The 12,892-nt window shown below is 69.5% G+C and carries 12 protein-coding genes and 1 tRNA gene; 9 read left to right on the forward strand and 4 right to left on the reverse strand.

Annotated elements, in window-relative coordinates; translation table 11 throughout:
• Positions 1–98 precede the first annotated feature (98 nt).
• Positions 99–1,076, forward strand: coding sequence for a hypothetical protein (locus BJF85_RS15645; RefSeq protein WP_075848492.1), 978 nt, complete (start codon positions 99–101; stop codon positions 1,074–1,076).
• A gap of 67 nt (positions 1,077–1,143) precedes the next feature.
• Here the strand turns inward: BJF85_RS15645 and BJF85_RS15650 are convergent, their stop codons facing one another.
• Positions 1,144–2,163 (reverse strand): hypothetical protein, encoded by a 1,020-nt coding sequence (locus BJF85_RS15650; RefSeq protein WP_187346926.1) that lies wholly within the window; start codon positions 2,161–2,163, stop codon positions 1,144–1,146.
• Between the two features lie 353 nt (positions 2,164–2,516).
• On the opposite strand from BJF85_RS15650, the gene mgtE reads away from it, so the two are divergent.
• Both mgtE and BJF85_RS15660 read left to right on the forward strand, forming a co-directional pair.
• Positions 2,517–3,854: a magnesium transporter gene (gene mgtE, locus BJF85_RS15655; RefSeq protein WP_075848743.1), complete on the forward strand. Its 1,338-nt coding sequence runs from the start codon at positions 2,517–2,519 to the stop codon at positions 3,852–3,854.
• Positions 3,855–3,858: 4 nt separating this feature from the next.
• Positions 3,859–4,893 (forward strand): hypothetical protein, encoded by a 1,035-nt coding sequence (locus BJF85_RS15660; RefSeq protein WP_083666440.1) that lies wholly within the window; start codon positions 3,859–3,861, stop codon positions 4,891–4,893.
• Between the two features lie 26 nt (positions 4,894–4,919).
• On the opposite strand, the gene BJF85_RS15665 is transcribed toward BJF85_RS15660, so the two are convergent.
• Positions 4,920–5,276 carry a lipopolysaccharide assembly LapA domain-containing protein gene (locus BJF85_RS15665; RefSeq protein WP_083666482.1) on the reverse strand — a complete coding sequence of 119 codons (357 nt, stop codon included), beginning with the start codon at positions 5,274–5,276 and terminating at the stop codon, positions 4,920–4,922.
• A gap of 209 nt (positions 5,277–5,485) precedes the next feature.
• Between BJF85_RS15665 and BJF85_RS15670 the strand changes: the two genes are divergently transcribed.
• The 3 genes from BJF85_RS15670 to BJF85_RS28040 all read left to right on the forward strand — a co-directional run bounded on the left by BJF85_RS15670 (position 5,486) and on the right by BJF85_RS28040 (position 9,293).
• Positions 5,486–7,204 (forward strand): aldehyde dehydrogenase family protein, encoded by a 1,719-nt coding sequence (locus tag BJF85_RS15670; protein WP_075848747.1) that lies wholly within the window; start codon positions 5,486–5,488, stop codon positions 7,202–7,204.
• Positions 7,205–7,347: 143 nt separating this feature from the next.
• Positions 7,348–9,105 (forward strand): hypothetical protein, encoded by a 1,758-nt coding sequence (locus BJF85_RS15675; protein ID WP_075848496.1) that lies wholly within the window; start codon positions 7,348–7,350, stop codon positions 9,103–9,105.
• Between the two features lie 14 nt (positions 9,106–9,119).
• A complete protein-coding gene (locus BJF85_RS28040; protein WP_158056964.1) occupies positions 9,120–9,293 on the forward strand; it encodes an alpha/beta fold hydrolase in 174 nt (57 codons plus the stop codon).
• 39 nt (positions 9,294–9,332) lie between these two features.
• On the opposite strand, the gene BJF85_RS15680 is transcribed toward BJF85_RS28040, so the two are convergent.
• The gene (locus BJF85_RS15680; RefSeq protein WP_075848498.1) at positions 9,333–10,280 is read right to left on the reverse strand and encodes a GlxA family transcriptional regulator; all 948 of its coding nucleotides are present in this window, start codon (positions 10,278–10,280) and stop codon (positions 9,333–9,335) included.
• Here BJF85_RS15680 and BJF85_RS15685 point away from each other — a divergent pair.
• The gene (locus BJF85_RS15685; protein ID WP_255375670.1) at positions 10,246–11,031 is read left to right on the forward strand and encodes a cysteine hydrolase family protein; all 786 of its coding nucleotides are present in this window, start codon (positions 10,246–10,248) and stop codon (positions 11,029–11,031) included. The two genes, BJF85_RS15680 and BJF85_RS15685, sit on opposite strands and share 35 nt — an antisense overlap.
• A 155-nt stretch (positions 11,032–11,186) precedes the next feature.
• On the opposite strand, the gene BJF85_RS15690 is transcribed toward BJF85_RS15685, so the two are convergent.
• Positions 11,187–11,260 (reverse strand) — tRNA-Pro (locus tag BJF85_RS15690).
• A 243-nt stretch (positions 11,261–11,503) separates the two neighbouring features.
• On the opposite strand from BJF85_RS15690, the gene BJF85_RS15695 reads away from it, so the two are divergent.
• Positions 11,504–11,986 (forward strand): hypothetical protein, encoded by a 483-nt coding sequence (locus BJF85_RS15695; protein WP_075848502.1) that lies wholly within the window; start codon positions 11,504–11,506, stop codon positions 11,984–11,986.
• Positions 11,987–12,256: 270 nt separating this feature from the next.
• Entirely contained in the window at positions 12,257–12,808 is a 552-nt protein-coding gene (ssuE, locus tag BJF85_RS15700) for an NADPH-dependent FMN reductase (protein ID WP_075848749.1), read from the forward strand.
• The last annotated feature ends 84 nt before the right edge of the window (positions 12,809–12,892 follow it).

Here is a 12,892-nt window from a genome sequence, read left to right on the forward strand (position 1 = left end):
ACAAGCACGTGGCCGCTTCGACCCGCCGGTAGCGTGACCTTGACGCCCTACTACTCCCGGAACGTGCGACACCTGGTGAACTTGGCGAGGAGATAACGATGGACGCACCGGTCCGCCCCAACGCCCATCGGCTGGAACCGAGTGACCTCACCGAGTGGGGGCTCCACGCATTCGCGCTCGGAGCTCGCAGCACTCCGCACGGAATCGTTGCCCTGGACGACAACGGCGCGCTCCTCTACGCGGCAAGAGATGGCGCCACCCTGTCCGAGCTGGAGGCCAACGGGATCGCGCCTTCGCAGAGCCAGCTGAAGTTATTGCAGGTGTATGACCTCATCGAAGTCGACGACGACCGTGTCACCACAGCGTTTCCGGTCGTCGGGCCCGACATCTTCGACCCGTTACGCCCGAGGATCCGCCAGTTGGCTACAGACCTGACGCACAAGGTCAGTGCTGAGGTCCGGGCAATTCGCGAGGAACTGCGCCGCCGCGGCCACCACGGGCACGATTACGCTGTCGTCTTCGGTCATGCTGTGGATGGACTGCTGTGGGACCGGCTGCGCGCTACCGACATGGTTCCCGATACCGGGCTGTCGCTGGACCGGCCGCTCTGGAACGGCGCGTTCTGGGCGATTTATCCGCCGATTCCAGCCGGTGCCGGCGTCAATGAGATTTCGGGAGAGGCCGGCACACTTGTCATGGTCTGGACCGAAAGCACTCGCCACGCCCTGCAGGAAGTCGCTCTCTCCGAAACAGCCCGGCAGTTGCTCAAGGACCCGACAGCGCAGATCGAGATTCCGGTACTCGTGCCGGACATGAGCGACATGCTCCATGTCCACAGTGTGACCATCGCCGAGACGATCGCCGAGACGCTCACAACGGAGACGCAGGCACAAGCGCTCTTCGCGGCGATCCCGAACGCTAGCGCTCACGAACGCACGCTCATCGTGGTGCATGAACTCATCTGGGCCCTCACGCAGGAGTTGGTCTCAGCGGGGTACCTCCAACCCCTGGCGGACGAGGTGGAGGTGGCCCGGCAGAACCTCAATGAACACCTGCTGGTCCGCATCGGTGCCTGAGGTCCGGTCGGCATCGCGTGGATGCGGCGGCTCGCCGACGGCTGAGCGGTGTAGGTCCGAGCGGGCGTCAGGCGGTGCGGGCGTGGGTGGTCGGCGCCTTGGCCGGCGGGCCCTGGGGTGCCGGGGGCCGGGATGCGGCGGTCCGGTCGCTGCCGTTCCGCGCTGCCTTCGCCGGTGCCGATGTCCCGGCCGGAGCCGGCGTTCCGGGGTTCGGCGTTCCTGCGGCGTGTGTCTGCGATGCCTGCGCCGGGCGTCCGTTGCTGCCGAAGCTCGGTTGGGAGCGGTCGGGTCGGGAGCCGTTGCGCGGCGCCGGCGGCGTACCGACCTGCGTGGGCGGTTCGGGTGCCGGTGCGCTGATGCTGCGGGTGTCCGGCTCGGCGATCGCCTCGTCGTGGATCTCGGCGTCGCCGACGGTGGCGAGGCTGGCGCTGATGGTGCGCTGGAACTGGCGGTGCACGTTGGCCAATTCGTGCCGCAGCGCGTGCACGCCCTGGGCCACGGGGTCCTTCTCGGACAGCGTGTCTGTCTCGACCGAGCGCAGGAGGACGTCGATGTGGCCGTGCAGCCGCTGGTGCACGTAGCCGAAGGCGATGAGCTGGTGCTGCACCTCCAGGCTCGGGGAGGTGCGCGAGAGCGCCTTGATCATCGTGTCCTGCCAGCGCTGGCAGGACTGCCGGTAGTGACGGTTGGCGGCCTGCCGGTAGTGCGGCGCCACCTGGGTGTCGAGGCCGATGCGGACGAGCTCGGTGCTGGCGTCGACCAGCTCACGCGCGGCCATGGTCAGGGCGTAGGCCCATTCCCACTGCTCGGCCTGGGTGCTGGCCTGCTTGTCCTGCTGGGCCTGCTCGAGTTGCGTGTTGGCCAGCTTGACCTGCTCCCACGCCCAGCGGGCCTGGTCGCGGGCGCTCTGGTCGGCCTCGGCCGCGTGGCCGGCGTGGTGCTGGGTCTCGGTGGACAGGTCGCGGACCTGAAGGGCCAGCCGGTGGATCTGCTGGGCCTGTCTGCGGGCCTTCACGAGCTGCCAGCCGGCGAGCGATACGGCGATGATCGCCACTGCTGCCAGACCCACCGCCACCCAGAGGGTCATCTCCGCTGTCCGCATGGGTGCCGAGGGTCTCACATTCCGTTTTGATGAACATGAGAGGTGAGGTAGGACTCACCGGTTAGGATGCACGGTCTCACTCAGCGTGCTCTCGCTGTGCCATTTCGCACCCGTGATCGGGACGAATCGGATACGTGTCGCGGCGTCGTCGGACACCGCCGTGCCCGGCCGTGCGAACGTCCGCCGGCCGTCCTGTGCCGATCGTGCGGTATGCCCCGTTCGGCTGTGTCCCACGGCACCCTGGTGCGTGGCGAACGTGCATCGGCGCCGAGATCGCGAATGATGGAACGCGACAGGAACCGAGGTGTCTCGGGCAGCTTGTGGCGGAGGAGCAGCGGATGACCGCAGACACGGACCTGCTGGACGACCTGTTCGACGCACACGACCTGCCGGGACTGGAACAGTGGGTCGCCGACCATCCGCCGCACGAGGTCGCCGACGAGCTCGCCCGCGCCGACGGTGTGCGGGCGGTCCTGCTGTTCCGGCTGCTCGACAAGGACCGCGCGCTCACGGTGTTCGAGGAGCTCGACCCGACCGACCAGCACAAGGTGCTCTCGGAGCTGCGCGGCGAGGCGTTCCAGGACGTCGTCGAGGAGATGGATCCCGACGACCGCGCGCGGCTGCTGGGGGAGGCGCCCGCCAAGTTCGCCCGCCAGGTGCTGGCCGGGCTCAGCCCGCGCAAACGGTCGATGACGGCCGCCCTGCTGGGCTACGAGGACGGCTCCGTCGGCCGCTACATGACCCCCGAAACGGTGACGTTGCGGCAGCGGCGCACCGCGGGCGAGGCACTCGAGGTGGTGCGCGACCGCGGGGCCGACGCGGAGACCGTCTACACGCTGCCGGTGACCGACGACCAACGCCGGTTCGTCGGCGTCGTGTCGCTGCGCGACGTGGTCCTGAGTCCACCCGAACGGCCGATCACGGAGCTGCTCAAGGAGGACTACCCGATCGTCGAGGCGACCGGCCAGGCCGAGGACGCGGCGCGTCTGATGCAGGACGCGAACGTGCTGGCGCTGCCGGTCGTCGACAGTGAGAACCGCGTGCTCGGCCTGCTGACCATCGACGACGCCCTCGAGGTCATCGAAGCGGCCGACACCGAGGACATCGCGAGGCAGGCCGCGGCCGCGCCCTGGAGCGGTCACTACATGTCGGCGGGCGTGGTGCAACTGGCCAAGTCGCGGGTGGTGTGGCTGTTGCTGCTCATCGTCGCGGCGACGCTGACGGTCAACGTGCTGCAGATCTTCGAGGCCGAGTTGACCGCGGTGACGGCGTTGGCGTTGTTCATCCCGCTGCTGACCGGCGCGGGCGGCAACGCGGGCTCACAGGCCGCGACGGCGACGGTGCGCGCGTTGGCCGTCGGCGAGGTGCGCACGCGGGACCTGTTCCGCGTGGCGTGGCGGGAGAGCCGGGTCGGACTGCTCGTCGGAACGGCGCTCGGTGCCGTGGGTCTGCTGATCGGCAGCGTGCTCGTCGACGTACCGGTGGCGATGACGGTGGCCCTGTCGCTGATCGTCATCTGCAGTTGGGCGGCGACGGTGGGCGCGACGATGCCGCTCGTGGCGAAACGACTCGGCATCGACCCGGCGGTGATCTCCGCCCCGCTGGTGACGACTCTGGTCGACGCCACGGGCCTGGTGATCTACTTCCTCATCGCCCACCTCGTGCTGGGACTGTGACGGCGTGCTGGCACATCGCGGCATCAACTACGACACGGGGCTCAACTACCTCCCCGACGAACTGTCACGAGTGGCATGGGATCCACTGGTGGCGGAGCGCGACATGCGGGTGATCGCCGAGCAGTTGCACTGCACGTCGGTGAACATCTTCGGGTGCGAACTCGACCGGGTGGAATCCTGTGCACGCAGCGCGGCCGATCTCGGACTCGACGTCTGGATACAGCCGCGACTGATCGATCGCCCGCAGCGGGAGGTACTCGACCATCTCGCCGCCGCCGGGGACGTGGCAGAGCGGCTGCGCAGGGACGGGGCGTCGGTCCATCTGCACGTCGGTTGCGAGCTGACGATCTTCCTGCCCGGTGTGCTGCCCGGCGACACGTACACCGAACGGATCGAGCTGCTGTCGAACGCGTGGCCCTTGCCGGGCGAGTGGGACGAACGGCTCGACGACTACCTCGTCCGCGCCCGCACTCGGGCCCGTGACGTGTTCGCCGGCCCGGTCACGTACGCGGCGGGCGAGTGGGAAACGGTGGACTGGTCGGCCTTCGATCTCGTGGGCGTGAACCTGTACCGCCAGGACGAGAACCGGAGCGGCTACGCGGAGACCGTGCGCAACCTCGTCGCGTCGGAGAAACCCGTCGTGATCACCGAGTTCGGCATCTGCAGTTACGCGGGCGCGGACAGCGCCGGTGGCGGCGGACACGACGTCGTCGACTTCGCCACCACGCCTCCTCGGATCGATCCGGCATTGCCACGGGACGAGGCCGCGCAAGCCGAGCACCTGGCGGAGTTGATCACCCTCTACGCACGTGAGGGTGTCGCGGGGTGCTTCGTCTACGCGTTCAGTGAACCGTCCAATCCCTACTCGCCGGACCCGGCTCTCGACCTGGACAAAGCCAGTTACGGCATCGTCCGCACACTGCCCGGCGTTCCCACCGGTGGTGCCTGGCGACCCAAACGGGCATTCGATCGACTCGCCGCGACATACGCCATGCCGGACATCGGGCACGGCCGGGACCGCGGGTCACCGGGACGCTGAACGACCGCGCGCGCCACGCGTGCTCGTCAGGGCGAGTGCGGCGGGCCCGAACGGCGGACGTTGCGGCGCAGCTGCATGATCCGCACCGATCCCGGCACGGCGATGAGCACGGCACCGGCGGCGACACCCAGCAGGATCGCCACGGCCAGCGGCATGTGACCGTCGAAACCGAGCAGGTTCAGCTGCACGCTCTGCAGGTTCTGGAGAATGAACACCAGCAGCAGCACGAGGACCACGGCGGCCACGATCAGGCCCACCCAGAGTCCGCCGGAGCGGCTGCGTTCCACCGTGCTGCCGGTGGGCGCCGGGGGCGCTCCGGGTGTTCCGGGGCCGGTGTCGGTGGTGTCGTCGTGGTCGGCTGCCGACGACCGTGAGCGTGCCATCGTCTCCTCCAGTCTGGCCGACGTCGCGCGGGCGAACGTGCCCACCGTTTTCCCCCGAAGCGTCCCGCCTACTCGTGAGGAACCCCCGGATCACCTGGTCGGTCGATCCGGCGCGGCGCCGCGAGCCGTGTCCGGTGCGGGCCGCGCTTCGGGCAGACTGTGCGCGGACCCGTGGCAGGATGGCCGCCACCACGAACAACGGGAGAACGATGAGCTCGGATACCGCGTACGACGCGACGCCCGCCACCCAGGCCGAACTGGACCAGGCCGTCGAGGCCCTCACCGCGGGGGCGGCGTGGTGGGCCGGGCTGCCGCTGAGCCGGCGCGCCGCGTTGTTGCGGCAGGCTCAGCAGACGGTCGCCGCGGAGGCCGCGCGGTGGGCGGAGGCCGCATGCGGTGCCAAGGGCGTCCCGGCCGGCCACCTCGAGGGCGAGGAGTGGATCTCCGGTCCCGGCGCGGTCGCGCCGATGCTCGGCGAGTACGCCGCGACGCTGGATACGCTGGCCGCGGGCAAGTCCCCGTTGGACACGCTGAAGTTCGGCACGGCGGGCGGCCGCACGACGGTGCGCGTGCTGCCCAGCGATCTCAAGGACACCCTGCTCTACAACGGGTTCCGCGCCGACGTGTGGCTGCCGCCCGGGGTGACGCCCGTGCGGGCGCGCACGTCCGCCGGACTCGGCGCCAAGGACGGTGCGGACTCGGCCGGCGGGGTCGGTGTCGTGCTGGGCGCGGGCAACATCTCCGCGATCGCCCCGTTGGACGCGGTGTACGAACTGGTGGCCTTCAACCGCACGAGCGTCATCAAGCTCAACCCGACGTTCGCGAGCCTCAAGCCCGTCTACGAGGCGGCGCTCGCCCCGCTCGTGGACGCCGACCTGGTCCGCGTCGTCAACGGCGGTGCCGACGTCGGTGAGCACCTGGTCAACCACGACGGGGTGGGCCACGTGCACATCACCGGTTCGGCCCGTACCCACGACGCGATCGTGTGGGGCGTGGGCGAGGAGGGCGAGCGCAACCGCGCGGCCGGCACGCCGAAGATCACCAAGGAGATCACGTCCGAACTGGGCGGTGTCTCGCCGATCATCGTGGTGCCAGGGCAGTGGGACCAGGCGGATCTCGTCCACCAGGCCGAGCACGTCGTCACCCAGCGGCTGCACAACGCGGGCCACAACTGCATCGGCGGTCAGGCCTTGCTGATCTCGTCCGACTGGGACCAGAAGGACGCCTTCCTCGACGCGATCCGCGCCGTGCTGCGGAAGATCACGCCGCGCGCGCCGTGGTACCCGGGCGGTCAGGCGTCCGTCGACCGGGCGGCCGCCACATACGGCGACGCGGCGGAGCAGGTCGGGTCGTGCCTGCTGGTGTCGCTCGACGACGAGGCGCCGACCGAGCTCTACGACGGCGAGTACTTCGCCGGCGTCCTCGGCATCACGGAACTGCCCGGCACGGGCGCGGAGTTCCTCGGCAACGCCGTCACGTTCGCCAACGACCGTCTCGACGGCACGCTGGGCGCGTCGGTGATCGCGGCTCCCGCCGACCTCACGGCGATGGGCGAGCGGTTCGAGGAGCTGCTGGTCGAACTGCGCTACGGCGCGGTGGGCGTCAACGTCTGGTCCGGTGTGGCGTTCCTGCTCGGCGGCGCCACCTGGGGCGCCTACCCGGGCCACACGCTCGACGAGGTCGGTTCCGGGATCGGCGTCGTGCACAACACGAACCTCATCGCCGACTCGGAGAAGACGGTGGTGCGCGGGCCGTTCCGGCCGTTCCCGCGGTCGGTGCTGAAGGGCGAGCTGACGATGGCGCCGACCATGCCGTGGTTCGTCACGGCGAAGACGGCCGAGAAGACCGGCCGGGCCCTCGCCGCGTACGGCGGCGAGCGTAGCTGGGTCAACCTGCTCAAGATCTTCCCGCCCGCCCTGCGCGGCTGAGATGCGTTCCAGGTGCGGGCCCCACTGGGCCCGCACCCGGCCCGTCGTTCTCCCTGTTGTCGGTTGTTCGGGAGATTTCGGCGTCGCTGCGATGACATCCTGGATCGGGACATCGCAGCGACGACGCGAGATCTGGGGGCCCGGTGACGGGGGAGCAGCCGGCAGCGACGCAGCCGGAGAAGACGGGGGAGAAGCAGCGCGGATCGGTGCGCACCGCGCTCCTGTGGGTGGGAGCCGGCCTGCTGGCCGGCGCTCTCGTGTGGGCCACGTTCGTGGTCACGGTCTACGCAGGGGGAGTGCGGGGCGACGAGCTGTGGGGCTCGTGGATGCTCGCCTACCTGACCGGCGCGGCCGTGCTCGTCCTCGGCGTCGTGAACGTGACGGGTGCGGAGCGGACCACCGGCAGCCACCTGTCCGGGATGATCCCGGCACTGTGTCTCGCGCTGTTCGCGCTCTGGCACGCCATCCCGCGGGATGCGTTCTCCACGGGCGTGGACGGCTCGCGGTTTCTCGAATCCTCGCCGGACGAGGTGCACCTGTTCGTCGCGACGTGCGTGATCGTGGTCGGATGCGGACTCGTGGCGTCCGGGCCGGGTGCGGCGGCGGTGCGGCCCTTCCGCCGCAGCGCCGGTCTGGCCGCCGTCGGTGTGCTGCCGGTGGTACTGATCGCGGTCCTGCTGGCGCAGGTCGTCTTCCCGTGGGTCCACCACCGGGAGGCGGACGGCCCACGCGAGCCGGGTGCGGCGCCGGCTCACGTGTCCGAGGTTGGCTGGTCGTGGCGGCCGCCGGGGAGCAGCGATGTCGAGGCGGTCGAGGACGGCCCCTACGGTCCGCTCGTGCTGCTCGACGACGGAGCCGTCGCCCTCGACGGCTCGGACGGCAGCGAGGTCTGGTCCTACCGGCATCCGTACGACGTCGTCAGTGATGTGTGGCTCGAGGACGACCACGTGCACGTACGGCACCGGCCTCGCACCGATGACGATTCCTCGCCCAGCAGCAGGTCGAGGCCCGAGGACAGCGATCCGGCGGACGACACGACGGTGCACCTGGACTCCGAGAGCGGAGCGGTGGTCGGCGAATCCTCGCGGCTGCCGCCGGAAAGGGTGATCGGCGACGAGCGGCGCCGGGACACGGTGAGCGACATTCTGTCGCTGCCGGAGAACTGCGTCGTGTCCCAGGTCGAGCAGGCGGGAACGCGTCTGACCGGGCTGATCGGCTGTGTCGAAGGGCGATACGTCCGGTCGTCGACCGAGACCGGGGACGCGTTCGGCTGGGTCGGGTCGGACGTCGACGCGATGGTGGCGGCGGTCGACCGCGACCGGGAGGCCGAATTGTGGCGCACCGACTGGCACATCCCGTACCCGGACACCAGCCGTTCGCCTCGCATCACCGACCTCGGTGACGACACCCTCGTCGTCGAGGGAGGACCGGGCGGGCGCACCGTGGCGTTCGACGCCGACAGCGGTGACGAGCTCGCCGTGCTGCCCGAGAAACTGGATCGGGGGGAATACGTCGACAGCGGGGTCCTTCAGGCGGACGCGGACGGCAGCGTCACCGCGGTCAGGTCCTCCGGATACACGAGGATCCTCCGTGGGGACGCCGACGGGCAGGTCATCGATACGGCGGTGTCCGAGGTTCCCCTGTCGGCCACCGTGCCGAACGGCGTGTTCCGGGTTCTCGACGACGCGGTGGTCTTCGCCTCGGAGTACTTGGAGACCCCGGGGTTGGTGGTCGCGCCGTTCGGGAAAAGCGCCGGCAACGAGGAGGAGATCGAGCTTCCTCGCGGGACGACCGTCGCCTCCCTCTCGTCCGATGGACCTCGCATGCTCGACGCCGGTGGCGCGGTGGTGCTGTGGGGCGGAGATCAGCAGGCGTCGGTCCTGTTCGGACTCGTGCCCTGACCGGTACCGGGTCGGTGGACACCGGCGGTGACGCCCACGAGCCGGTAGGGGTTGGCGACCCGCTCGACGAATGGCTCGCCGGTCAGCTGCCGAAGGCCAAGACCGTGCCGTTCGCCAGCAGCGGGCACGCCCCGTTCTCCGAGGAACCCGACCGCTTCAACGAGGGCCTTGGCAACTTCGCATCCTGACCGGCGCACCGGATACGGCATTGCCGCCGGCGGCGGTCATCACGGCGTGGTGGTGAACCGGTGCCGGTACGAGGTCGGCGTGGTGTTGTAGTGCTTGACGAAGTTCTGCCGGAAGGTCACCGCGCTGGCGAACCCGCAAGCTTCGGCGATGCGGGTGACGCTCCAGGTTGTGGTCTCCAGCAGCCGGCGTGCTTCGTCGAGGCGGTGGGTGAGCACCCATCGCGCGGGGCTCATTCCGGTGGTGTCGCGGAAACGGCGGGAGAAGTTCCGCGGGCTCATCGACGAGCGGGCGGCCAGGTCCTGGACGGTGAGCGACTGGTTGAGGTTGGCCAGCGCCCACGCGATGGCCGCGCCCATGGGGCCGTCGTCGCTGCTGGAGAGCGGGCGTTCGATGTACTGGGCCTGGCCGCCGTCGCGGTGCGGGGCGATGACGAGGTGACGCGCGACGGTGGTGGCCGCGGTGGATCCGAGCCGGGCCCGGACGAGGTGGAGGCAGGCGTCGAGCGCGGAGGCGGTGCCCGCCGAGGTGAGGACGTCGCCGTGGTCGAGGTAGAGGGCGTCGGCCTGGACCTGCACGGTCGGATGCTTGTCGGCCAGCTCGGTGGCGCTGGCCCAGTGGGTGGTCGCAGTACGGCCGTCGAGGATGCCGCTGGCGACGACCGGAAAGGCACCGAGGCACAGGCCCACGATCGTCGCCCCGCGCGTGTGGGCATCGCGGATGCGGTCGAGGAATCCCGGCTCCGGGTCGGGCAGGGACACCGGCCAGGACGGGAACACCAGTACGTCGGCCGATGCGGTCGCGTCTGGGCCGGCGAGGTCGTCGATGAGGACGCCTTCATCGGCCCGAACGGGGCTGCCGTCGACACTCCAGACGGTGGTACTCCAGCCTTCGGCCAGCTCCTGACGGGTGACCTCACCGAAGGTGAGCAGGGGCGCCGCGAGGTGGAACGTGGTGATCCCGTCGAAGGCGTGGATGGCGATCCGCATGGTTGGCCTGATTTCATCGAAGAGCGACATCTCTGCCACTCACGCTACCGGAGCGGTGGTCAGCAGGATCGGAGGCGATGGTGCGACCGGCCATCACCGCCACAGCTCCGGAGGATTGTCAGTGAACGCCCCACGCCGAGCCCTCATCGTGATCGACGCCCAGCAGGAGTACTTCGACGGGCCGCTGATCGTGCAGCACCCGCCCCGCGACGAGTCCCTGGCGCGGATCGCGGGTGCGATGGATACCGCCGCCGACGCCGGCCTTCCGGTGATCACGGTTCAGCACGAAACCGCGGAAGGGGCACCGGTGTTCGCCCCCGGCTCGGAGGGCTGGAAGCTGCACCCAGCGATCGAGCGCCGCGCACCATCGGCGTCGAAGCACCTCGTCAAGGGCTACTCCAGCGTGTTCGGTGCCGGTGATCTCACGGAGTGGTTGCGTGCCAACGGAATCGACACGATCACCCTGGTCGGCTACATGACCAACAACTGCGTGCTCGCCACGGCGGCGGCTGCCGAACCGCTCGGCTTCGCCGTCGAGGTGCTTTCCGACGCGACCGGAGCCATCCACCTCTCCAACGAGGCGGGCAAGGTCTCCGCCCGGCAGGTGCACGACACGCTGATGGTCCTGCTCCACTCCAACTGGGCCGCGGTCACCGACACCGCCACCTGGGCCGAGGCGGTCGCGGCGAAGGCGCCCCTGGACAAGAGCGACCTAGGAACCTCGGCAGTCCAAGGCCGAACCGCCCACTGAGCCCATCCGACAGCCGCGGTCGACGACGGCCGACGAGGTTCCCTGTCCTACGGACACAGCGGCGTGATTGATCCGGGGTCAAGGGGTTGCGCGCTCGTGGAAGACCGACAGGCAATGAAAAAGGGCCGTCTACCTGCGTAGACGGCCCTTGCCGGTCGGGCTGACAGGATTTGAACCTGCGACCCCTTGACCCCCAGTCAAGTGCGCTACCAAACTGCGCCACAGCCCGGCCATCGCCCCGTGTCGGGGTGATGGCAGTACTGTACCTGCCCGGCGATCGCCTGCTCACAGCGGGTACCGCAGACCTTCTGGCCTGGGATTTCGCGTCCGACCTGGGGTTTCGGTGCGTTTCGTCGCACATCGGCCGCGGTCCGCGGGGCGTTCTTTCCCTACCCTGCGTTTTCGATCTTGTCGTGCGGGTAGCCGACGGTGTGTCCGACCTTCGCGCACTCGACGAAGGGAGTGTTGAGACATGCCGACCGACGCGTTCGTGGCCGTGCTCGTGCTCGGGGCCCTGATGATCGCCGTCGACGGGCAGATTCTGTACCGCAGCGGTAAGCGGTACCTGGCGAACGCCGACGCCGGAGCCGTCGAGGCAGGCGGCTCCGACGTGGGCTCCCAGGTGCGGCTCGTCACGGTGCTGTTCCACCTGGCGATGCTGGGCGCGCTGGCGTTGCTGGTCGTGCTCGATCTGAGTTTCGGCGGTGGGGCGATCCGCCCGATCGTCGGCAACCTGGGCGTGCTGCTGCTGTTGCTGGCCGTGGCCCACGCCGTGACGATGACCGCGTTCGGCACGTTCGCCGAGCCGCGGACAGTGGTCGATGCCGGACCGCGGCGGGGCGCGTCCCCGCAGCACACCGCATCGCGCCAGTCCGGTCCGGTCGTCGCCCCGGTTCCGGGGCAACGCGGCCGCGATCCGCAGATGAGTCCGTCGATCGAGGATCACCCGGCCTGATTGTGGTCCCGTGCCCGCCGGGGGTCGGTGTTCCGACCTCCGGCGGCACGTGGCCGGGCGCAGGCTCTCGTCAAGGATCGGGCGATTCGCCCGATCCTTTTCTTATTTTCTGAAGATAATTCCAACAATTGGAATGTTCTGTGATCAGGTCGAATCGGCGTTGACAGTCGACCGGTTCCGTTGCTCCCATGGGATGGCGATCGCGCCGAAATTTTCGACGAACACCTCGCCGGCCACCGGCGGGTGTGTTCCGGCACGTTGGGAGAACCGGTGTCCAGAATTGTCGCGCTCAGCGGAAGTCCGTCGGCGGCCTCGCGCACCGAGGCCGTCGTCCAATACTTGGCCACCCGGCTGCGCGGCTACGGACACGACGTCACGGTGCAACCCGTGCGCACCCTGCCGCCGGGCGCGCTGGTCTCCGCCGACGCGGCGCACCCCGACATCTGCACCGTCGTCGACACGGTCTCCCGCGCCGACGGGGTGATCGTCGCGTCGCCGGTGTACAAGGCCGCCTACAGCGGCCTGCTGAAACTCCTCCTGGACGTGTTTCCGCAGTACGCCCTCGCGGGCAAGAAGGTGCTCCCGTTGGCCACCGGCGGCACACCCGCCCACGTGCTCGCCATCGACTACGCGTTCCGGCCGATGCTGCACGCCCTCGGCGCCGACCACGTCATGCGCGGCTACTTCCTCCTCGACCGGCTGATCACCGTCGACGAGACCGGCGTGTCCGTCGAGGACGACGCCCGGGGCGACCTGCTGTCCCGTGTGGACGACTTCTCGGAGGCGCTGCTGGCCACCGGCGACATCGCGCTCGTGTCCTGACGGTTCCCACGGCGGAAATTGGGCACCCATTCGGCGCCAATTACCGCCGGATGAATTATCCGCACACGCGTAGCTTCACCCGCA

It is taken from the genome of Saccharomonospora sp. CUA-673, assembly GCF_001942305.1.
Classification (GTDB): domain Bacteria; phylum Actinomycetota; class Actinomycetes; order Mycobacteriales; family Pseudonocardiaceae; genus Prauserella.